This is a genomic window from Marivirga lumbricoides (assembly GCF_014636295.1).
Classification (GTDB): Bacteria; Bacteroidota; Bacteroidia; order Cytophagales; family Cyclobacteriaceae; genus Marivirga; species Marivirga lumbricoides.
Genome location: NZ_BMEC01000003.1, coordinates 1 through 23,493 on the forward strand (window position 1 = coordinate 1; position 23,493 = coordinate 23,493).

Here is a 23,493-nt window from a genome sequence, read left to right on the forward strand (position 1 = left end):
CCATTCCGAACAGAGAAGTTAAGCCCACCAGCGCTGATGGTACTGCCGTAACAGGTGGGAGAGTAAGTCGTTGCCAGCCTTTTATTAAATAAGCCTTAGTACTAACACTGCTAAGGCTTTTTTTATGTCCCGAGGGTTAAACGTAACAGCCTTCGGCTATTTTTTTTGCATGTAGAAACCTAGGTTTGATTTTAAAAATTGATATAATATTTTATTAAAACATTCCTGGTAGCCTTTGACAGACAGGATTAATTAAGACTTTTGAAAAGTTAAGTCTTAATTTTCCAGTATGACGGACTGTATCTATAACAATGGAACTCAGGTTAGGAAATAGTTGTGATGAGATAGTTTATTATTTTAAAAGAAAAATGAAAAAGCTCAAATCAGTTTCCCAACTTGAGCTTAAATGTTTCTAGGTGAGTTAGAGTTTATTAAAGTATATTTAAAATCTGCTCTTTGATTTTTTCGAGTTCTTCTTTCATCAGAATTACTTGTTCCTGGATATTGGAATCATTAGCTTTTGAACCTAATGTGTTTATCTCTCTACCCATTTCTTGTGTTATAAAACCAAGCTTTTTGCCGTGGGAAGGAGCTTTGCTATATAGTGTATCCTGAAAGTAATTCAGATGTATCCTTAACCTTTCAATTTCTTCGTTAACATCAAGTTTCTCGGAATAGTATATTAATTCTTGTTCCAATCTGTCCTTATCATAGTTGATGGAGCCTACCAGTTCAGAAAGGTTAGCTTTTAGTTTTTCCCTTATTTTTTCTAATCTCTTTGGCTCAAGAGATACTACTATTTCCAGGGCCTTTTCTATTTGTTTAATGTAACTGATTAACACAGAACTAACAGTATCTCCTTCCTGAATCCTGTGAGTATTACAGTCATTTATAGCATTTATTATTACTTCTTTTATCTGCAGGTAATCTTCTTCATTTAAAGGTGCTGATTCTTTGTATGAGATAACTTCAGGTGATTCAAGTGCAATCTTTAAAATATCTGAAAATGTTCTTCCGGTATTTTTTTCAAGCTCCTGAAGTTGATTGTAGTAACTATTGAATAGTGATTCATTAACTGAAAGAGGTTGAGCTTCTGAGCTTTTTTCATTAACCTGTATGGATATTGATATTTTCCCTCTAATTAATTCATCGCTTATTATATTTCTAATTTCAATTTCCTTTTGATTGAGCAGTTTAGGTAAACGCAATGTTAAGTCAAGGAATTTGGAATTTAATGTTTTTACTTCTACAGTTATCTCGTAAGAAGGGGTTTGAGCCTCAGCTATACCGAAGCCAGTCATAGATTTAATCATAAATTTATTTAAAAGTCGTAACCGATACTTAATTGAAAATTTGGGTCTTTTAGGATGTAGTCCTCTATAGGATAGGCATAGTCAAGGCGAACAAAATAGCCAAAAAGAGTGGTTCTAATTCCCATACCTGTGCTAGATAGCCAAGGGTTTTTGTAGTTACGGATAACTGCCTTAAACACTCCGTCACCACCATCTATTTCTTGTTTATTAATGCTGTTATTTCTATCCCAAGGTGTTCCTCCTAGCCATGCTGTGCCAATATCATAAAACCCTATAATTTGGAAGTTTCTTAAAAAAGATGAAGAGATGGCTTCGTTACTAAGTACTCGGAAAATAGGAATTCTTAATTCATTGCTCAAAAGTATGGTGTTTCTTCCGCTAAATTCATTTAACCTAAAGCCTCTCAAGCCTGTAACAAACTCATGGAAGAGAATATTGGTATTATCAATTGGGCTTTCTGTGGTAGTTAATGCTAGAGGGTTTTGAGCTGCAGTAGTTTCATTCCCTTCAGCTTCATTCACCTTTTGGCCTATCCAGTTACTAACTCCTCCTAACATATAGTAGGGAGCATTATTTCCAAAAAATCCTCCGCCATAAAAACGGGTGGCAAAAGTTATCTCACGAAATAATTTCTGATAATTTCTCACATCTACATACAGCTTAGAGAATGATTGATTTCCTTCCGAAGCATTTATATAGGTTTCTAATGAAGCTTTAGCCCTTAGGCCCTGGCGGATATTAAGGCCAATTGGTTCTGAATTATCGTACACATATTCTAATTTCCCTCCAAACATAAAATCATTTTGAATGGGACTTTTAGCAGGCGTGTTACCAGGATTAAGAATATTTCCACTAGTCTCGGTGAATTCCTTCAGTAAAAAATGAGGTTTAAAGCTGATTCTGGAAGTAGTTGTGAAAGGATAAGAGATTCCGAAACTTAAAGTGTTTAAAGCGTAAGTTTGCTCTACTAATCCACTCTGAAAATCAGAAAAATTTAACACCTTTCTTTCAAATCTTACGGAATAATCAAAAAGTCTTGAAAGATGTTGGTATTCACCAAAAATTCTTCCACTCTTAAAGTCTCTTGCAGATATCATAAATCCACCAAAGAATTTATTATTTTCCATGATGTCATTCATTTGATACTCTGTATAAGGGGCGAAACCAATCAGAGGATCAATTTGAAAAGAAACAACAACATTGTCGGCAGTAAATGTAGGCTTATACTCATAAGGTCCATTCAAGCTAGACTTGCGTCTTAACTTATTCAGATTCTTTAATAAGGAGCTTTCTTTAGGTCTTTGATTAAATGCACTGCTCTCGAAATTAAAATCGTCAGCATTCAGCTTTCCCTCTACATCAGCACTGTCTTTTAAATTTAGTTCTTCACTTGCTATAGAATCATTTTCAGGAAAGGGGGCAGTATTCAGAGGCTCTGAACTAGGCTGAAAAGATTGCTTTTTCTGTGTTTCGGAAAGCTTTCTACTCAACTGAACCTGTTTTCTTAAGGTTGAAGGAAGAAACTTAGATTCAGTCTGTTGAAAATCAGGATAATAAAATAATGATTGGCCATTTTCTTTATCAATAACAAAGCTAAATTTATCCTGATCTGGCAGAATATCATAAGATTTGATGCTTGTACTGAATGAAGTAAGCTGGTCTACTACTTTTTTGTCTGTGTTCAACTTGTACAAATTGAAAATTCCAGATTTCTCACTAAGATAATAATAACTAGTTGAATCAACTATTTTAATACTCTTGTTGATCCCAAAATCATTTGTTATTCTATTAAGGAAGTCTTTTGTTTCATCAATATCATATTCGAAAAGATTATAGTTTTCAGAAATTTTGTCATATCCAAGGTTACTTGACAGAGAATCTACAGACCTGTTAGACGAGAAAACTATTTTTTTTGTATCAGGTATAAAGGCTGGATAAACATCATCAAAAACGTCATTAGTGAGTCTTCTCACATTCGGTCTTCCGGTACTTACCAGGTATAAATCTGATTGGCCATTAATATTTGCACTCAAAACTGCTGTTTTCCCATTTGGATAGATATCCATTTGGTTTACCTGATCAAATTTTCTTAAGTCTCTTGTTTGCCACTCTTTTGTATAGGGGTTGTATAACTTAAGTAGGTTTATCCCTCTTTCATGGGTTACAAAGCCAAAAGTTGCACTGTCTCCCCAATCCATTACAGGAATATTTTGATAGAATTTCTCATCTAACCTATTTATTCCACCTTTGTAAAGCTTTTTCTCTTTACCCGAAATAAGGTTTTTAATTTTTACCTGAAACTTTCCCTTATCATTTATAGAATAAGCCATCCACTCTCCATTCGGACTAAAGGAAGATTTGTAGCGAAGTTCTTTTTTCCATGGCTTTGAAAGCTGGTTTTTCTTAACAGGTTGCATAGTTTCCTGCTCAATTGCGCTGTTAAGGTAGAAGAAGCGATACTCACTGAGGAAAGCTTTATAGGGTATACCCAAAGTGTTTTGTATACTTTTCTCCTCATTTCTTATAATTCTGGTAAGGTTTAAGATATTGGATATATTTATCCTCCCGTATTTTTCAGAGGTAAAATTCCAGATGGATTGTCCTGCCAGCGTTGCCTCTCTTCCGGATAATTTTTTTATTTTCTCTGCACTATTATCCTTTAGAAAATTCCTGACAAAATCATCCATTTCTGCGTCCCAACCATAAGCAATGTAAGCTGCTATACCAGATACAAACCACTCAGGAACAGTAAAGAGATAAGTAGATTGGAAAACTTCAGAAATTAAACCCCCAAATAACATGTCGTCAATAAACAGCTTGGAAACTTTGTAAACCAAATCTTTTTCGAAAGCGGAAATTGATCCTTCAAAAGCTATTTCTACATGGGTTTTTAAAAAATTAGTTTGACCTCCAATGTCAAAAGTGGCTTCTTTCAATCCTACGTTACTTTGGTTGAGGTCAATATTGCTGCTATAGATGAAGATTTTCGTTTTTATATAGGGTGCATATCCCATAATATCTGTAATCCTGTTGTATTCCTCCTCAATAAAATCAGCAGTATGTTTAGCTATTTTCTGCCCCCCGTCATAATAATAGACTTCAAAATGAGGAGTGCTATAAAATCTCCAATTGAAGGACCTGTATTGAATCCTATTTTTACCATAGGTAACATCATTATTTTGGCAAATTGCTGCAGAGGATAAGGAAATCATTATTATAATGAAGAAACAGCAGCTATATTGAAAACTATTTTTTGACATATATTTTAAAACATTACCTTGAATTTAGGGAATAGTAACGACTTATACTCACCTCTTCTTTTAAAATTTCATCTTTTAATATAGATAAACAAAAGTTATTGGCAAAATATGGTGCGAGAGAGACACCTTTTGTTCCTAAACCATTGAAAAGTAAAACGTTATTTTTATTTGGGTGGTTCCCTATTAAAGGCCTTCTGTCTTTTGATGCCGGCCTAACTCCTGCCACTTGCCCAACTACTTTAAAAGGTATTTTTAGTAGTTCTTCTAGTTTTCCTATTAAATGAGTTCTAGCTTTTTCTGTTGGATGGTGGTCAAGGTTTTTCCATTCATAAGTAGCACCAACGCGGTAATAATTCTGTTCAGAATGCTTAACAATAAATACGCCTCGGTTAAAAATGACATCGTTTGGAAGGGGCTTGTCAGTTTGAATATGCAATATTTCTCCTTTGACTGGTGCAGTAGGCACCCAGTTGAAATAAGGGTTATCGGTAAGGGCACCATCGCAAAAAATAATATTCTTAGCTTTTAAATTCTCATACTCAATTAATGAACTGGAAATTTTTAGTTGATTGTAATTTAGTTTCTTATTCAAATACTTATCCTGCTTTATAAGGTACTCCTTATGTGCAGTAAGCATTTCATTTACATCTAAAAATCCGCAATGAGATAGTGAAATTCCTCCATAGGGATCATCAATAAAATCTCCATAAAGAGGATTGGTGCTTACTTTTTCTATGAAATTTAATTTCTCATCACTGTCATCGCTCCCAATCCACTCATTTTGTTCCTCAATAGAAGTAAAGGGTCGGTAGATTTTTCTTTTTATCAAAAACCGAGAATTCAATTTTTCTTCGAGTGCTTCATAAAATGATTCCATATAGGGAAAAATATCATCAGCCAACCACGTTTTTTTCATTTTTCTTCCCGTTATAGGGTTATAGAGGCCAGCTGCTACTTTGGAACTTGAGAATTCTTGCTCTTGGTTAATTACCGTGAAAGATGCATCATATTTTTCCAGGTGCTGGGCCACACAAACACCCGCTAAGCCATGGCCAACTATAAGAAAATCAACTACCATATGTTTTTAAGTATTCTAAAAATTAAATAACAAAAAGAATTAACCTTTGATACTAAATAAATTTCAATCATTAGGGTACAATTGCCTAAAAGCTCCTATTTAATTAAATCATATTTTAGGCATTCAGTTTAAATTTCAACAAATTTGCAGGAAAGATTATTGATATGATACATATAAAGCATTTTGTTTTTAATCCTTTTATGGAAAACACTTATATTGTTTATGATGACAATAAAGAAGCTGCTATTATAGATCCGGGGTGTTATGAGGGATATGAACAGAATGAACTTACGTCTTTCATTAAGAATGAAAATTTAAATGTAACTCAATTAATCAATACCCACTGCCACATAGATCATGTTTTAGGGAATGCTTTTGTAAAAGAGATGTATCAGGTTCCGTTAATTATGCATGAGCTAGATTTGCCTGTACTTGAAGCTGTACCTTCTTATGCGGCAGGTTATGGGTTCGCTAATTACGTTCCCTCCAGGCCGGATCAATTTTTAAAGGAAGGCGAAAAGCATTTCATTGGCAGTATTCCCTTTGAAGTTTTGTTTTTACCCGGGCACGCTCCGGGGCATATTGGATTGATGAATGAGAAAGAACGTGTATTTATAGGAGGCGATGTACTATTTGACGGGAGTATTGGTAGGACAGATTTACCAGGAGGCGACTTTGATACTTTAATTAATAGTATTCAGAAAAAATTATTTAAGTACCATGATGATGTGGTAGTATACTGCGGACATGGACCGGAAACCACGCTTTTGAAAGAAAAGAATACAAATCCTTTTTGTGCCATTCATTAAGCCAATTTTTTAACCTGACCATAATATGATAAGAAAGAATATTCCTAATTTTATAACAGCAGCTAACTTAGTTTCAGGTTGTATTGGTATTTACTTTGCACTTCAGTCTAACTTTATATATGTAGCTTATTTTGTTGCGCTGGCTGCCGTTTTTGATTTTTTAGATGGAATGGTGGCAAGACTTTTAAAAGCACATTCAGAAATAGGGAAACAGTTAGACTCATTGGCTGATATGGTTACATTCGGGGTATTACCAGCTTTTGTAATGTTTCAGTATTTGCAAAACAATGGGATGGGAAATTGGAGTTTTATTGCTTTTTTTATAGCGGTGTGCTCAGCGTTCAGATTAGCTAAATTTAACATTGATACAAGGCAAACTGATCAGTTTTTGGGATTGCCAACACCTGCAAATGCTCTTTTTATTAGTTTTTTAATATTTATGGAAGGTAATCCTTCTCTGGATTTTGTTTTTGAAACTACCTCATTAGTAATTATAACTTTTATATTCTCAATTCTTTTGGTAATTGAACTACCTATGATTGCTTTAAAGTTTAAAAACTTAAAATGGAAAGGGAATGCCTTTAGGTTTTTAACTATTATATTTTCAATAATATTTTTGATAATTTTTAAATTTTCAGCAATTCCGCTCGTTATTCTCTTTTATATTTTTTTATCAGCAATTCAGTATTTTTCCTTAAGAGGAAATTAATTTTTCAGGAAAAGTGTTTTTTATCACTTGATGTTTTTCTTCAACCGGTAAATGCGTTACAGATTTCTATTCATATTAATATCTCTATTCTCTTTAGAAGGCAAGGCTCAGTCTGTTTTAAATAAGCAAGGGCTGATAAAAATTGCTACTTTCAAAGAAGGAGTTTACAAAATTGATAGGAATTTCCTGATTGCTAATTCGCTGAATCCGGAAGAAATAGACCCTCATAAAGTGAAGATTTATGGAATGCCGGGAGGTCACATTCCCCAGGCTAATGCTATTGAATATCCCTCTGATCCCAGTGAAATTCCTGTACAGGTTGATGCCAATGAAAATACAACTTTCGAGGCTGATGAAGTATTGTTCTTTTACTCTGATGCAGTTAAGAATATTGACTACGATTTTGAAGCGGGCACTTATATTTATAGTAATAACCTTTATTCAGATTCACTCTACTTTTATATAGATTTTTTTGCAGAAGACATCAGCCTACAGCTTTCCACGCATTCAACAATTGCCACAACTGAGGGTTTAACACCCATAAACTGGTATGAGGAAGTTGCTTTTCATGAGTTAGATGCAAATAATAGACTTGAGTCAGGAAGAGAATGGTTCGGAGAGTCTTTTACCAATAATAGAACAAGAGATTTTGTATTTGAGATGGAAGGTAACCTGGCAAACAATAAACAGCTTCACTTACGTAGTGCTTTCTTAGTGGAGTCTAAAACTCCCACCAGTCTGAAGATTTCTTTAAATAATCTTCAACTTGCTAATTTGTCTCTTCCTTTAGTTTCTGGTATAGCGTATGACCTGGAGGGACATGTTGTAACTGAAGAAATGGAAGTAAGCACTTCCTTATTAGCAGGTACCGCATTAAATGTAACACTTACTTTTGAAAATGGGGGTGAGGTGGAATCAGAGGGCTACCTTGATAATTTATTTTTAACATTGCCCCTTCAGCTAAAGTATAATAACAGGCAAATTGTATTAAGAAATAGGGAAATACAACAAGCAGGAATCTATAATATTTCAATTGCAAATATCACAAATCATTCAATTTGGGATGTTTCTAATCCATTGCAAACAAAAGCTGTAGACCATCAAGCAGGCAGTTTTACTACTCAAAATCCTGGAAATGAGAAAGAGATTAAATTTGTTGTGTTCGACAAACAATCAGCATTTACTCCAACGTTTATAGCGGGTATTGAAGCTCAGAATCTAAAAAATAATACTAACCCGGATTACGTAATTATTACCGCTCCAAAATTTAAGGCTGCAGCAAATGAATTAGCTACTTACCGTAGAAGTTTCAATAAATTTGCTGTTGAAGTAGCCACTACGGAAGCTATTTTTAACGAATTTGGATCAGGAAGAAGGGATATTTCTGCCATCAGAAACTATATTAAATACCTTTACCAAAATGGCGGAGGCAAATTGAAGTATGTATTATTGATGGGGGCTGCTTCTTATGATTATAAAGACAGGGTAAATAACAATTCTAATTTTGTTCCTATTTACCAATCCCGAAATTCTTTACATCCGGTTTTTACTTATGCCTCTGATGATTTTTATGGGTTACTTGACGAAAATGAAGGAGAGTGGCAAGAAGTTTCAAATAATGTAGATGATATTGATATAGGAATAGGAAGAATTCCTTGCAAAACCCTGGTAGAAGCACGGAATGTGGTGAAGAAAATTATTCATTATGAAACCAACCCTTCTACTTTTAGGAAGTGGAGAAATGAAATATATTTTATAGGAGATGATGGAGATGGTAACAGATATCAGCAAGATTCGGAACAGTTGTCCGATTATGTAGCCTCTGAATATGGATTTTTTAATATTAATAAACTTTACCTGGGAGCTTTTGAGCAAGAGGTATTAGCAAGCACTGAGAAGTCTCCTAAAATGAATGAAGCTATCGATAAAATGATAGAAAAGGGTGCTCTAATAGTTAATTACATAGGGCATGGGTCTGAATTCTCATGGGCAGATGAAAGTATATTAAATAGAGATATGATTAGCCAGTGGCAAAACAGAGACAAGTTACCGCTCTTTGTGACTGCCACTTGTGAATTTGGACGCCACGATAATCCAGAAATAACTTCAGGTGCACAAGTACTTATTTTAAAGAAAGGTGCAGGTGCTATAGGTCTTTTAACCACAGCAAGACCTGTTTTTTCCAACTCCAATTATAAGCTAAATGAATCTTTCTATAATAGTGTGTTTGATAGAGTAGGTAACACTCCCCAAAAACTAGGAGATATTATCAGATTAACTAAAAATAATGGATTGGATGGTGTTAATAACAGGAATTTTATCCTGATGGGGGATCCGGCTCTTACTTTAGCAGAGCCTATGCACCAGGTGAGGGTAACAGAAATAGTTAATACAGAAGGAGCTACCGATACGTTAAAAAGCATGAGTAAAATTTCTGTAAGTGGCGAAATTTATTCCTTTAATAACCAAAAGTTAAATGATTTTAACGGGATTATTATTGCTGAACTTTTTGATAAGCCTGTCCGAAAGAAAACTTTTGAGCGAAATGCATCGGAGCTAATTTTTACAAATTTCGAAAGCGTACTTTACAGAGGCAAAGCCACCGTTGTGAATGGTGAGTTCTTTTTTACCTTCTATATGCCTAAAAATTTAAACTATAAATTGGATCAAGGTAAATTTAGTTTTTATGCTTATCCTGACCAGGGCATTGAGGACGCAAATGGTTTTTATAATGATTTTGTAGTTGGCGGAAGCGATAGTATTATAATCAATGATAATGAAGGGCCTATTATTTCTGCCTTTATGGATAATTATAACTTTCAGAACAGGGACAAAGTAGGGAGCGATGCAACGTTGATGATACAATTATTTGATGAACATGGTATCAGTATTTCCAGCAACGACTTAGATAATGGAATCGCTTTCGCCTTAGATGAAGAAGAACCTGTTGAGTTGAATGATTTCTTCTATTATAATAAAGATTCCTACCAGCAGGGGGAAGTAAACTACAATCTCAGGAATATGGAAGGAGGCTGGCATAATTTGAAATTACAGGCCAAAGATGTATTCAATAATGCTTCTGAAAGCAATATAGAATTTTTTGTGGTTGACAATGAGCAACTTGAGATAATGGATTTTATAGTGTACCCAAACCCTGCAAAAGAGTTGAGTAACTTCAGTATATCACAAAACAGAAAAAATGATGAGGTAGAGGTGCTTTACAGTATTGCTGACAGTTATGGGAAAATTGTATATGAACAAAGTTTTGTAACTACAGAGCAACAAAGAACTGATACCTGGAACCTTAGCACCGCTAATGGATCAAAAGTTTCTCCTGGTTTATATTTTATCAGGATATTTGTTCGTTCTTTAGAAGATCAATCAAAAACCCAGCAAATTAAAAAGTTAATTGTAATCAATTGAGTATATTTGAGATAAATACCTATAACATGCGAAAGACCCAACTTATATTTTACGTAATTGCTCTAATAGGAATAATTCCATCAGTTAAAGCACAAATTACCGGAGGCGGTGTTACCCCTGTGGGCACTACTGTGGATGACGATCGAAATGTAATTACAACAGCGATGCCATTTCTTTTGATATCACCTGATTCCCGTTCAGCAGGTATGGGAGATGCCGGAGTAGCACTTTCTCCTGACGCTAATGCTATGCAATGGAATGCTGCCAGATTAGCCTTTGTGGAAAATGAAATAGGCGCTTCAGTATCTTATTCTCCATGGCTTACTAAAATAGGCGTTAATGACATGTCAATTTCTTACTTAAGTGGTTATTACAGAATAGGACAGGAGCAAGTAATTGGTCTTTCAATGAAGTATTTCGACTTAGGCAGTATATTTTTTACAGATACTGGCGTGCAGGGAGATGGGCTTGAAGCTTCTCCTAAAGATTTTTCAATCGCTGCTGCTTACTCAAGAAAGTTAAGTGATAATTTTAGTGCTGCTTTAACAGCCAGGTTTGTAAGGTCAAACTTGTTTGGTGACTATCAGGGCTCAAACTTGGAAGACCCTAAACCCGCTACAGCCATAGGTGTAGATGTTGGGTTGTTCTATACAAAGCCTGTTCTTTTTAATGGTAATGAATCTGAATTTTCATCTGGGTTGCAAATTTCAAATATATCTAACAAAGTGACCTATTCCAATGACGACAATGAGCAGTTTTTGCCTATTAATTTAAGATTGGGAACCGCATTTACTACAGCTTTGGATCCTTATAATACTCTTACTTTTACTGTTGATCTGAATAAACTTATGGTGCCGACACCTGATCCTAACGACACATCGTCTTCTAACATAACATTGTTGGAAGGAATGTTCGGTTCATTTGGTGATGCACCAGGCGGAGCTCAAGAGGAACTAAGAGAAATTAGTATCGCTTCAGGAGTTGAATATTGGTATAATAAAATATTTGCAGTAAGAACAGGCTACTTTTATGAGCATGTTAGCAAAGGTGGAAGGCAATATTTTACTGCCGGACTTGGATTCAGGTACCAGGTTTTAGGCTTGGATTTTTCTTATTTGATTCCTACTAAACAGCAGAATCCTTTAGCTGAGACCCTTAGGTTTACAGCAACTTTTAGCCTTGAAAACATTAACAGATCAGGTAGCGATTCAGTAACAGAATAAAATTTATGTTAGATAGAACACAAGCCCCCGAGGCTTTTATGCTTGATGATTTGGCATTATCTCAGCCTGACATCAGCACGCTAAAAAATCAATTAGAATTACATAGCTTTTCCGATAGCACAAATCCGGTTATAAAGGTGGATATTCTTTTCCCTTTCGGAAAGTTGAATGATGAGGTGCCGGGACAAGCCCAAATATGTGCGAAATTATTAACTGAAGGCACAAAGAGTTATTCCAGTGCTGTATTTCAGAACACCTTGGATCATTATGGTGCCCATCTTGATGTAGCTGTTGATTATGATACTACTACGGTTACTTTACTATGCCTTAAAACTCATGTAAATACACTTTTACCACTTTTAAAAAGTGTGATAACGGAACCTCTTTTTGATCAGGCGGATTTTGATAAAATTAAGTTTCAGCAAATTCAAAAGGTTAGGGTTAATGCCCAAAAAAATGCAATGATAGCCACTAAGTTACTTAGAAATAAGTTACTGAATGGTACCAATTATTCAATAGTTCTGGATGAGGAATACCTCAATAAATTGAAATTGGAAGACATTGTTAGTTTTTATAACAATTCTTATAAGCACCAGCCAGATTTAATAATAGCAGGAGATATTTCTGAAGGAGTAGTGAAGCAGATGGATGACAGCTTTGGTACACTTGAATTTTCAAGCAAGGGAGTGAAATTTGAAGGCAAATTAAGCCCTGATTACTCTAAAGAAACTTTTGAAAAACCCGGGTCTGTACAAGCATCTATTCGGCTGGGAGCATTAAGTATTCCTAAGAAGAGTCCTGATTATTTTGCTTTATCCATTGCTAATGAGATATTGGGTGGTTATTTTGGATCACGATTGATGAAAAACATCAGGGAAGATAAAGGTTATACGTATGGGATTTATTCTATGATAATCAACCAGCAGTATGCTGATTATCAGATTATAGGAGCAGATGTGAAGCTTGACTTTGTGGATGATGCAATAGCAGAAATTCATAAGGAAATAGAAAAAATGCAGCAGGAAGAAGTTTCTTTGGAAGAGTTGGAAACTGTGAAAAACTATATGTTAGGCAAAATGGCGGGTAATCTGGACACTATCTTTAGCCAGGCAGAAAATTATAAATCGAAGTTATCAGAAGAAGTAAATTATCAGGATTATTTCGATGCATACATTCATACCATCCGTACTATTTCGCCCTCCAGGATTTTAGAAATAAGCAAGAAATATTTTTCTCAGACTTATTGCGAAATAAAAGTTGTATAAATAAATGTTTCGTGTTGACTTTCAGTTAATTACAGGTTAAATATTTTTTAAGTGACAAACTGAAAATATTCATTCTATTAGCGTAGATTTGCGCAATTTATATGAGTATAATTCAAAAAGTAAAGGCGGTGGAACAGTTATACTCCCGCCTTGATTCAGATATCAAATCATTTAAGAAAAGTACCGAGATATCATGTTTGGCAGGCTGTGGAAGGTGCTGTAATAAACCTGATATTGAAGCATCTCCACTAGAGTTTCTTCCACTTGCTTTTCACTGGTTTAAACAAGGTATAGCTAATGAGATGCTGGACAGATTGCAAGCCAATGAATCTGCCATTTGCATGCTATATAGCCCTCTTTCTGTTTCGGATGAAGCTAAAGGTAGTTGTAGTAGTTACCCTTTCCGAGGATTAATATGTCGGTTGTTCGGCTATGGAGCCGGAAAAGATAAATACGGGCAGTTAAGGTTGGTAACCTGTAAGATCATAAAAGAGCAGCAGCTCGAAAATTATGAGAAAGCCATAGAAATGCTAAAAAGGAATGAGCCTGTTCCGGTATTTTCTGATTATTATAAAAAATTGATGCAAATTGATTTTAGGTTAGCGAACCAAATGCTACCTGTTAATGAAGCTATTGAAGTGGCTATTGAAGCTGTTTTACAATATTACGCTTACAGACCATTTCCTAAAACAGGTAAAGTGGTTGCCTAAGAAAGAACATATATAGCCCTTGTTATTTTATAAGGGCTATATGTTTAATTACTTGCTTAAAATGGTAAATACAACCCTCCTGTTTTCAGCCCTGCCTTCATCAGTATAATTAGTGCTAATGGGATCTGTTTCACCATAACCTTTGGCTACCATTCTATCTGAGCGGATACCTTTTTGTAATAAGTATTGCATTACCGAATTAGCCCTGCCATCGCTTAGCGTCATGTTATAGTCATCACTTCCTTTGTCATCAGTATGGCCAGCTATTTCTATAGTAATGCCTGGGTTAGTCTCCATCAGATTTGTAAGCCTGTCAAGTTCAGGGTAAGATTCTTTTGTAAGGTCTGTTTTGTCGAAATTGAAATAAATGTTTTTAATAATAACAGTTACCCCAACTTCTATTGGGTCAAGGTAAAGATCTTTGCTATAATTGAGGAAATCCTGGTTTTCGAAAATGGAAATGGACTCTTCAAGGTTTAGGTAATTCACTTTATTTGCCCGCACTTTGTATTTTGCTGCTTCTTTAATGTTTATAGTGTAAAATCCATCCTCATCACTTTTGGTGGTGGCTACGATATTGTCATCGAGGTCAAAATATACATTGGCAGCAATTGGTTCCTTTGTTTTATTATCAAAAACATAACCTGAAACTATATACGGCATCACTCTTTTTGTTAATAGAAAATCTTTTCTGATTTCTTTATAGAATTCTCCTTCACCCAGTTTGACCTCCAGCTTTTCAGATACAGGATTGTAAAGAGAATCATTTATAGCCAGAGCATACACACCTTCTTCATTCAGTTGCATTCTGTAGGCACCATCAGCATAATTTGTTTGCGCTTCATCTTTCCACTTTTTTTGGGTTGCTTCAATATTTACTATTGCAGGATATTTGCTTTTAGCTTCCAGTATATAGCCATATAAGAAAATTTCAGACTGAATGGGTTCAATAAACAGATTTTTAATAATGGTAGTGTCGCCATGTATGTTAGAAAGATCTAATTCATCTTCTAAAGTGAGGTAACCGCTCTTCTGAGCACTGAAAGAAAATGGTTTTTCTTCATAAGTTACAAAGCTATACATGCCATCGTCTTTTAAAGTTTTTACCTGTGGTTTTTTATCGCCTTCGGTAATTTCTAAATTCAACGCTACGGGTTCGTTGGTCTTGCTATCTTTCACAATTCCTTTCACAGTTATTTTAGGTTTTGGCACTAAACCGTAAATATTCATATTGCTACCATCCGGGCTTACATAAGTACGAGTAGTGAATGCATGTAGTCCGCTTTCATCTATCGAGAAATAAGAATCGAATCCTGAAGTATTAATGGGTGGCCCTATGTTTTCAGGCTCCGACCATTTTTGCCAGGTGTCATCAAGCCTTTCTGTTTTCCAAACATCAACATCGCCTAGTCCACCGGCTCTATTGCTGGCAAAAAACATTGTTTTGTCGTTATTGGTAAGGTATTGTCCAAACTCATCCTGATGTGTGCTCAGGCTTTCGATCATTTTTGGTCTGGAGTAAGAACCATCACTTTGGAGCTTACTGACATATAAGTCACTATAAGCTTTTCCGGTTCTTTCACTCATGTATATCACAATAGTTGATCGGTCCTGCGTGATAACAGCTCCGGAAAACCGGCCTTTATTCATTTCTTCAAAATCTTTAATGTCAAGTGTCTGCGGCTTAGACCAGCCATCACCTTCCTGAAAAGTTAAAGAAAAGCCCTCTTTGTTTTTATTTTTTCCTCCCCTGATCAAAAGAGTTTTACCTTCATCAAGTATGGTAAGTACCTGGTTAAATTTCCTTTTGTTTAAAGGAGCATCCATATGTATTGCCGGCCCCCAGGTACCATCAATTAACTTATCTGAATACCAGATGTCCTGGGTATTATCGGTTCCTTCAGTGTTTTGAGGGTGGTTGGATACTGTAAAATATAATCTTTTATTATTGGAGGTTATCATGGGAGCAGTTTCATGATAACGAGTATTTACATTTTTACCAAGTTCTTCTAATTTATAGAGCACTTTAGGGTCCTGGCTGAATGCAAGACTGGGAATGAATAATAGGATAAGTAAAAGTTTTCGCATTTAATTCAAGATTTTCCCAAAAATAGGAACTTATGTCCTATAATATTTATCTAAATTACTGACAAAAGTACGTGTGTAAATCCTGTTCTATTGCGTGGATTAAGCATAGTGATTCTCTTTCCGAGATATGACTTTTATATTAATCTAATTAAATCTTGATGAGAGTTTTTATTGTGTCCTTTCTACTCATTCTTTCCAACCTTAGTTTTATCAAAGCTCAAGATTACATTCCTTCTTAGTAGATAGGCGAAAGGTAATTTTACAGAATCAATACTATATTTTGGGGGAGAGGGTATCTATCGGAAGGGTGGTGAAATTGATGGCAGGAAACAAGCAGACAAATAAGTTAATGAAATTCAGTAGAAGACTCAATTTTGGTGCAGGTACGTTAGCAGGTATCGGAATTACAGGAATTACGTCACAACTCTTTAGCCTTGAAGGTGATGAGGATTATGATTTTAGAATAGTCGGTTTCAGCACTGTTTTAATAGGAGGAGCAGTAGTTTTAAGCTTTAGAGCTGATAAAAAAGCAGACTAGGCAATAGATTTTTATAATAGAAGGCAACTCACTACTATTAATAGTTACTCTGGATTTCTTACATTGGAAGTGGATAAATTAGGCTTGGGGTTGAAATTTGTTTTTTTAAGAAAATTTCGACTCATAAGATTCAATGTAATATTTATAGTATTTATTCTCTCTTTCACGAATTTTTTCAGTGCATTTTTGAGCCAAATCTAATTTAGGTGTTAATGAAAAAAAATATAATAGTTCTTCTGCTTACAATAACAGTATTTTCTTGTGACAAAAATGATGACCCTCAACCATCAACTGTGGAGGATGAAGTATTGTCTCTCATTAATGACCATAGAAGAAGTTTGGGGTTGGCCAACTTGGAGTTAAATACTGTTATTATGGAGGAAGCACGTGCACATAGTTGCCAAATGGCAGAAGGTTCTGTTCCTTTCGGACACCAGGGCTTTGGAGATAGGGTAAAACGAATAAATGAAAAAATTGATGGTGGAGCAAGTGCTGAAAACGTGGCTAACGGATATCCTACTCCACAAAGTGTGGTAGCTGGTTGGCTGAATAGTAGTGGCCACAAAAAGAACATTGAAGGTAATTATAACCTTACAGGTATAGGTATTTGCGAGAAAGAGAACGGTACTTTATACTATACTCAAATTTTTATTAAAAAATAAAGGCTGCTATGAAGCTTTAATGCTCACTTAGTTTTTCATTTTTTAATATCGTTGTGTAGTCATATTGTAAATCTTCAGGAAGAAGTAAAATGTTTTTTTTAATTAACTGAACCTGTCTCAGATAAAGATTTTTCAAGGTGCCATTTTTATGAATTGAAGGTTGGATCAAATTCATTTTGCTACAAAAATAGATTAGAAGCTCCACCTCAATTGCTTTACTTTGTGTGTACCGGATATATTTTTTTGTGTTGCGAAGAATTTTTCGAAGTGTTTTTTTTATCCAGTAATAGTTAGTGGTATTTATTTCTGCAAACTGAATGTCTAACTCTGCTTTTACTGAATTTATATAAGCTGTATCATCCTCAGATTCATACAGGAGGTAGGTAAGTAATTCTTTATTCTCTTTTTTAAATTTTGCCAGCCGTAAACATAGTTGAGTTAATTCCTCAGATGACTTTTCTTTTAGTTCTCGTTTTATTTCACTGATTGTTGCTGCTTTCATTTTTTTGTAATTTTTCACAAGGTATTGCTCTTTGTAAAATAACAGATGCTTAATGTTGATACTATATCAATTTTATAAGTAAAGGTAAGGTGAAATTGATATGCAGCAATAAGTGTTTTAATAAGTAAATCCTGAAATAATTATAAACTAACTCTGATGTAAGGTAACTTATTCTTCCTTAACTAGTATATTTAATTAGGGCTTTAAACAAAGCAGGAATATACTGATTGCTGAATTACAAAGACTTAGTGTTTTTATTTTTAGAATATAATTCTCTTTTAATAAATGCTGATTTAGCTTAATTTTTTTTACCTATTTTTTTGTGAAAAGCCTTTATCCCTGGTGGGATTTTAATTTTTTTTTATTCTTGATTATTCTGTGAATAATCTAATTTTTTAAACTTCAATTTCGTGACTAGATTTTTTTTAACTCTATCAATATTTACTTTTCTAATATTAGCCTCTTGTGATAAGGATAAATCATCTCAGGGAAATAGTGCTCCCATTACTTTAGTAGCTACAGATTCTATTTTCTTTAAAAACGCACTTGTTCTTGATACCGCCAGAAAGAACGAAGTAGTTAAAAAGTTGATCAATTTTTATCAGAAAAATGGTGCTCAAACTAAATGGTTATTAAGTGGTGGTGCAACTAATCTTTTCCATTCATTAATTGAAACGATAGGAAATGCTGAAGACTATGGGCTTTATTCTGAAACATATAATTATAACTACTTAAAATCTCAATCAAAAGCTGTTTATTCGGCTGATAAGATAGATTTTAAGGAACTTTGTAATCTCGACAGAGATGCTACCGCTTCATTTTTATTATTTGTTATTCACTTAAACAAAGGACGTATTTTGGAACCTGGTTATCGTGAAAAGCCTTGGTTTAAAGGAGATCAGGAGGGAATTGAGACCCTGAAGCTTCTCAGTGTAGATCCTCAAGAGACGATTACTCATATAATTGATACATTACAACCTAATTTTCCTTTTTATGTACAGTTGAGAGATCAACTCCGAAAATTAAATCATAGTGAGCCTAGAGATATTGTTCCTTTTCAATTTGATGACCTTGAAAATTTTGAAGTTGGATTTAAAGATAAAAGAGTAAAATATCTTCGGAACAATTTGAATCAGTGGGGAGTAGAGGCTGATATGGCTACTAATCCTTTGGTGGTAGACACTGCATTAGTTGAGAATATTAAGGATTTTCAGGCTTCTTTTGATATGAAGGCGGATGGGCTTCCCGGTGAGTCTACCTTGCGGTTCCTTAACATGCGGGATGATGACTTGAAGAGCCTCATTGCACTTAATCTTGAAAGGATGAGATGGATTCCTGAAGGGATAGGAGAAAATCTGATTATGGTGAATATTCCTGAATATAAATTGAGAGTTTATAGAACAAATGAAGTAACTGCCAAAGTGAAAGTAATTGTAGGTGAAGAAATGAAACCTACTCCTGTTTTTAGTGATACCTTAAGTCATATAGTTTTTAACCCAACATGGACAGTGCCTCAAAGTATCATTTGGGAAGAAATGGTACCTAAGCTAAGGAAGAACCCCGGCCACTATGAAGAGGATTTCAAAATTTATCAGGATAATGTAGAAGTAGATCCATATATGATTGATTGGCAAGATATGGAGTTGAAAAAGAAATATTATTTCAGATTTGTACAACAACCTGGTCCTTCCAATTCTTTAGGGGAAGTGAAATTTATGTTTCCAAACAATTTAAGTATTTATATGCATGATACACCTGCAGATGTACTTTTTGACAAGAACAATCGAGATTTGAGTCATGGCTGTATCAGGTTAAACAAGCCTTTTAAATTTGCTAATTACCTTCTTTCAGATAATGAAAATTGGAGTAAGGAAAAGATGTATGATATTTTGCAAAAAGAGGAGCCGGAAAAAATCTATTTAGATCAGCGATACCATGTCCAGATTGCTTATTTAACGGCATGGATTACTGCTGAAGGAAGACTAAAGCTTTTTGATGATATATATGGATTTGATAAGGTGCAGCTTGAGAAACTGAATGAGTTAAAGCAATTAGCTAAAAAGGCAGAGAAGGATTATTCATGATTTTTAATCTGGTTTTGTAAATTAAGAAATTCAGATTTTGCACCATCCGGAGGAACTATTTGAGGTATGTATCCATTAAGAAGAGGAAGTTTAATAGAGTGTCCCCGTTATTTGGGTGATTTTAGTTAAAATAATTTTTTTTTGATATTAATGCTTGTACAACGTAATTTTTTTCTCCCTTTGTTATTCTCTTTTGTCACTTTGATAGCCTGTTCTAATAAACCAAGTGAAGCAGAGAAGTTGGAGGCAAAAGAAGAACGACTTATTCATGCAGGGGAGGATTCCCTTACTCAACCAAGGGTGCTTGAGAAAGATATGGAAGTGGATTCTATCAGGAAAAAATCTGCTTTTCAACATAGCCAATTTAATAATACCTTGAACTTTGAGGATACATTGAAGTCTATGTATAAAGAACTAATGGAGAATAATCCAGAGGTTAAAATGGATTATGACCCCTTCAGATATGCTATGATTGGCTATTATACTTTAAGGCAAGAGGAAAGATTAAATGATAAAGAGATTTTATCTATTATTGATTTTACTAAAAGCAGTTGTGATAAAAGGTTCTATACTATAAATCTTAAAGAGTTAGACTTCCTTTATTATTCATTGGTAAGCCATGGGAGAAATACCGGGGGAGATATGGCGACTAAATTTTCTAATGAAAGATCTTCTAATGCCAGTAGTTTAGGTTTTTATGTGACCGGAGGTACTTATACGGGTAAAAATGGTTATAGCATGCGGTTAGTTGGTGATGAAAAAGGGTGGAATGATAATATGATGAAAAGAGCGGTGGTGATGCATGAAGCTTCTTACGTAAGTGAAGATTTTGTAAAAAAATATGGCCGTTTAGGAAGAAGTTACGGCTGCCCGGCCTTACCTAAAGGCTTAAGCAGAAAAGTTATAGATACTATTAAAGGTAAAACTGTAATATTTGCCTATTACAATGATGATACATATTTAAAAGCATCCAGATATCTTGATTTGGATCAGTTGGTTAGCAAAATGAATGATGATTCAGATACTTAAATAATAACAATTTAACTGAATCTATCATCCATTTCAACGGGTAATTCACTAATTAATCTTTATGCTTAAACCCTTAATGGTTTGCCAACCTTCTGCATCAGTTAGTAAGATCATAAAGTGGTAATCTCCACTATCTACATTTTCAGGAACTTCTATTTCCATTTCGGCAACATACTCATTTTGTCCTTCAGGTATAGCGTAATTTTGAATAAATAAAAAAGGGTTGTCGGGTGCCTTTACAGCCTCCATATCACAATCATTTACTTCAGTACTATGAGTGTGGTGGTCAAAATTATGGTGAATATCCACGCTGTAACCTCCTAATTGGATATTATCAGTAAATCTGGCTTTGAAAATGAAAGTCTCTCCTCTGTTTATGCTACTACATTGTTTAGGAAAAGCTTCATCAAAAGCAATGTCTATTTCCGGATATTCAGTGTCAATTTCAACTTCCTCTTCACAGCTACAAAATAAAAGAAATGCTAAGAAGGTTGAGGAGGTCAATATATGTTTTAAGAAATTCATCTTTTTAAATATGTTTTATATTTGTTTTAAAAAAAGCAGTATTGACTCGTGATCAATACTGCTTGATAAGTCTTATTTTATTAAAATCCTTCCAGAGTCACATCTACATAATGGTAAACACTTATTTTGTAAGTGTAATTAGTGTATATTAATCCCATATAATAATCTCCATTTTCCCAGGTTTTTTCACCATCTATTGAGTTGGGCTCAGGAGTATTGTTATCAGCAGATGCTCCTATAACTAATTTAGGTACTGGACGGATGCCGCCATAGATAATATTACTAAAGGAATCTACATCTTCCCAACTTTCATGCTCATAGGTATCATAGACGATCACCTTTGAAAAATCAATATCATCCACTGTTTCAGGACGATGTTCTGCGGACTTTTTAATAAAAACAATATACATACTTCCATCGCCTTTTACCTTATTAATAGTTGCAGAAGATTGAATCGTATCGCCCTTTTCATAATTAACATCTTCAGGGTTTTCAAGCGTTTCATTTACATACTGATAAATTTGGTTATCAGTAGTGTAGAAATCCCATAGATATAAGTAGGGGTCTACAGCAAGATTAGCCGGGTCAATAATTTCTAAAGAAAATGTTTGCTCTAATTGAGTTCCGTTTTCATCCTTAACGATGATAATAAAATCATATTTTCCTTCGACTGCATCCTCAGGAATATCAAAATGCTTGTGAACAGTAGCGTTTTTTGCTCCCTTGAACTCCAGCCAGTTTAGCTCAAATCTCCAGTCACTGGTATATGTTTCTTCAGGAAGCGGCTGTATTTTAATAGTAATACTATCAATTTTATTTCCTGCAAGCACTTCTACATTTAAATGGAAATCTCTTCCAATCACCCCTATCCCATTATTACCTGAACCTACTTCTACTTCACTTATTGAAGGTTCTGGCGCAATTGAGGCTTCATCATCCTTGGAGCATGCCGTAACAATTATAATTGCTGCATAGCCCAGAATTTGAACAAATCTTTTAAAAATCAGCTTTTGTAGTTTTGTCATTGTATATGATTATTGATTAAGAGAAAATGTTTGTCAGTTTTTAAAATGCTTTATCTTAAGTTAGTTGTAGGGAGAGAGATTCATATAATAGGTGGTGACGTATTATGTTACATCAGAAAATAATAGCCTCTTAATTACACAAGTCTATTCACCACCTATTAGAATAGTGGTATATGGTATATTATTATCTATCACTTTAATGAAGCCGGATCAGGAAACTTTCAAACTAGTGAACTATAATCAAAAAATATCATCTGAGAGAGATATCCCAAATCATCAAGCTTATAAAGTTACATATATAACATATTAGAAGCCAGCCACCTCAAACTCTATATAATGGAAAAAATTAAAATTATAAGTTGTGTTCTTGTATACAACCCCAAAGTAATACTCCCCGGATTCCCATGATTTTTCACCACTGATCGGGCTTGGCTCGGGTATATTATTATCAGCTTCTGCCCCTATTTTAAAGTCTGGCGCATTACGAACAAATGTGAAAGTTTCTAAATCAAAAACCTCATTCGAGAAATAATCTACATCTTCCCACCCTTTATGTTCATACACATCATACACAATGGCTTTTGAAAAATCTATGGCATCGGTAGTTTCCGGCCTGTGCCCCAGGTCTTTTTTTATTAGCAAAACGTACATAATACCATCTCCTTTTACACCTTCGATGGTTACCTGAGACCATATCGTATCGTTCTTTTGAAGTACATTACCATCAATAAATTCTCCATCCCTGTAGAAGAAGCCACTTGCAAGACCTCCTATGTTTAATGTGGAAAGTTGCGGATCAACAGGTAGGTTTTCAGGAGTATAAATATTTATTTCACGAGTCTCTAGCAAACTAGTACCATTTTCATCTGTTATCATAATTAAAAAGTCGTATTTTCCTTCCACAGCATCTTCAGGAATGTCAAAATGTTTATGTACAGTGGCATTTTTGGAACCTTTGTACTGCATATAAACTATTTCAAAAGACCAATCTGACTCGTAATTTTCACCAGCTTTTGGAACTATCTGTAATAATACGCTATCAATTTTATCACCTGCTAAAATTTCTGCGTTGAAATGGAAGTCTCTTCCAATGACGCCTATCCCATTATTACCTGAACCTATTTCTACTTCACTAATAGCGGGCTCCGGTTTTACTTCATTTTCTTCGTTGTCATCACAGGAAGAAAAAAATAACATTCCTCCTATTAAAAGAAGGAATGCATGTTTCAAAAAGTTTAATTTTTTATACA

At 34.6% G+C, this 23,493-nt stretch carries 18 protein-coding genes and 1 rRNA gene; 11 read left to right on the plus strand and 8 right to left on the minus strand.

The window, feature by feature from the left end:
* Positions 1-79, plus strand: a 5S ribosomal RNA gene (gene rrf, locus IEV85_RS25205); the annotation flags it as partial.
* Between the two features lie 352 nt (positions 80-431).
* Here rrf and IEV85_RS04795 read toward each other — a convergent pair.
* From IEV85_RS04795 to IEV85_RS04805, 3 genes are all read right to left on the minus strand, one after another.
* Complete coding sequence (locus IEV85_RS04795) at positions 432-1,313, minus strand: YicC/YloC family endoribonuclease (protein ID WP_229712512.1); 882 nt, start codon at positions 1,311-1,313, stop codon at positions 432-434.
* Between the two features lie 8 nt (positions 1,314-1,321).
* Positions 1,322-4,525: a PD40 domain-containing protein gene (locus IEV85_RS04800; protein ID WP_188460741.1), complete on the minus strand. Its 3,204-nt coding sequence runs from the start codon at positions 4,523-4,525 to the stop codon at positions 1,322-1,324.
* A 61-nt stretch (positions 4,526-4,586) separates the two neighbouring features.
* Positions 4,587-5,651 (minus strand): NAD(P)/FAD-dependent oxidoreductase, encoded by a 1,065-nt coding sequence (locus IEV85_RS04805; protein WP_188460743.1) that lies wholly within the window; start codon positions 5,649-5,651, stop codon positions 4,587-4,589.
* A gap of 164 nt (positions 5,652-5,815) precedes the next feature.
* On the opposite strand from IEV85_RS04805, the gene IEV85_RS04810 reads away from it, so the two are divergent.
* From IEV85_RS04810 to IEV85_RS04835, 6 genes are all read left to right on the plus strand, one after another.
* A complete protein-coding gene (locus IEV85_RS04810) occupies positions 5,816-6,460 on the plus strand; it encodes an MBL fold metallo-hydrolase (RefSeq protein ID WP_188460745.1) in 645 nt (214 codons plus the stop codon).
* A 25-nt stretch (positions 6,461-6,485) separates the two neighbouring features.
* On the plus strand, positions 6,486-7,169 hold the full coding sequence (pssA, locus tag IEV85_RS04815) for a CDP-diacylglycerol--serine O-phosphatidyltransferase (protein ID WP_188460747.1): 684 nt from the start codon (positions 6,486-6,488) through the stop codon (positions 7,167-7,169).
* Positions 7,170-7,220: 51 nt separating this feature from the next.
* Complete coding sequence (gene porU / locus IEV85_RS04820; RefSeq protein ID WP_188460749.1) at positions 7,221-10,592, plus strand: type IX secretion system sortase PorU; 3,372 nt, start codon at positions 7,221-7,223, stop codon at positions 10,590-10,592.
* A 26-nt stretch (positions 10,593-10,618) separates the two neighbouring features.
* Positions 10,619-11,815 (plus strand): type IX secretion system outer membrane channel protein PorV, encoded by a 1,197-nt coding sequence (gene porV, locus IEV85_RS04825; protein ID WP_188460751.1) that lies wholly within the window; start codon positions 10,619-10,621, stop codon positions 11,813-11,815.
* Between the two features lie 5 nt (positions 11,816-11,820).
* Complete coding sequence (locus IEV85_RS04830) at positions 11,821-13,080, plus strand: M16 family metallopeptidase (protein ID WP_188460752.1); 1,260 nt, start codon at positions 11,821-11,823, stop codon at positions 13,078-13,080.
* Between the two features lie 101 nt (positions 13,081-13,181).
* Positions 13,182-13,790: a YkgJ family cysteine cluster protein gene (locus IEV85_RS04835; protein WP_188460754.1), complete on the plus strand. Its 609-nt coding sequence runs from the start codon at positions 13,182-13,184 to the stop codon at positions 13,788-13,790.
* Between the two features lie 48 nt (positions 13,791-13,838).
* Here IEV85_RS04835 and IEV85_RS04840 read toward each other — a convergent pair whose 3' ends face one another.
* The gene (locus tag IEV85_RS04840) at positions 13,839-15,878 is read right to left on the minus strand and encodes an OmpA family protein (protein ID WP_188460756.1); all 2,040 of its coding nucleotides are present in this window, start codon (positions 15,876-15,878) and stop codon (positions 13,839-13,841) included.
* A 349-nt stretch (positions 15,879-16,227) separates the two neighbouring features.
* On the opposite strand from IEV85_RS04840, the gene IEV85_RS04845 reads away from it, so the two are divergent.
* The gene (locus IEV85_RS04845; RefSeq protein WP_229712513.1) at positions 16,228-16,416 is read left to right on the plus strand and encodes a hypothetical protein; all 189 of its coding nucleotides are present in this window, start codon (positions 16,228-16,230) and stop codon (positions 16,414-16,416) included.
* A 212-nt stretch (positions 16,417-16,628) separates the two neighbouring features.
* Entirely contained in the window at positions 16,629-17,078 is a 450-nt protein-coding gene (locus tag IEV85_RS04850) for a CAP domain-containing protein (RefSeq protein ID WP_188460760.1), read from the plus strand.
* A 16-nt stretch (positions 17,079-17,094) separates the two neighbouring features.
* On the opposite strand, the gene IEV85_RS04855 is transcribed toward IEV85_RS04850, so the two are convergent.
* Positions 17,095-17,580 carry a hypothetical protein gene (locus IEV85_RS04855; protein WP_188460762.1) on the minus strand — a complete coding sequence of 162 codons (486 nt, stop codon included), beginning with the start codon at positions 17,578-17,580 and terminating at the stop codon, positions 17,095-17,097.
* 410 nt (positions 17,581-17,990) lie between these two features.
* Between IEV85_RS04855 and IEV85_RS04860 the strand changes: the two genes are divergently transcribed.
* Together IEV85_RS04860 and IEV85_RS04865 are read left to right on the plus strand one after the other, a co-directional pair.
* Positions 17,991-19,664: a L,D-transpeptidase family protein gene (locus IEV85_RS04860; RefSeq protein WP_188460764.1), complete on the plus strand. Its 1,674-nt coding sequence runs from the start codon at positions 17,991-17,993 to the stop codon at positions 19,662-19,664.
* 150 nt (positions 19,665-19,814) lie between these two features.
* Positions 19,815-20,693, plus strand: coding sequence for a murein L,D-transpeptidase catalytic domain family protein (locus IEV85_RS04865; RefSeq protein WP_229712527.1), 879 nt, complete (start codon positions 19,815-19,817; stop codon positions 20,691-20,693).
* 48 nt (positions 20,694-20,741) lie between these two features.
* On the opposite strand, the gene IEV85_RS04870 is transcribed toward IEV85_RS04865, so the two are convergent.
* From IEV85_RS04870 to IEV85_RS04880, 3 genes are all read right to left on the minus strand, one after another.
* On the minus strand, positions 20,742-21,218 hold the full coding sequence (locus IEV85_RS04870) for a DUF4625 domain-containing protein (RefSeq protein WP_188460768.1): 477 nt from the start codon (positions 21,216-21,218) through the stop codon (positions 20,742-20,744).
* An 80-nt stretch (positions 21,219-21,298) separates the two neighbouring features.
* Positions 21,299-22,243, minus strand: a complete 945-nt coding sequence (locus tag IEV85_RS04875) for a DUF4625 domain-containing protein (RefSeq protein WP_188460770.1) — start codon at positions 22,241-22,243, stop codon at positions 21,299-21,301.
* A gap of 306 nt (positions 22,244-22,549) precedes the next feature.
* Positions 22,550-23,473 (minus strand): DUF4625 domain-containing protein, encoded by a 924-nt coding sequence (locus tag IEV85_RS04880; RefSeq protein WP_188460772.1) that lies wholly within the window; start codon positions 23,471-23,473, stop codon positions 22,550-22,552.
* Between the last annotated feature and the right edge of the window lie 20 nt (positions 23,474-23,493).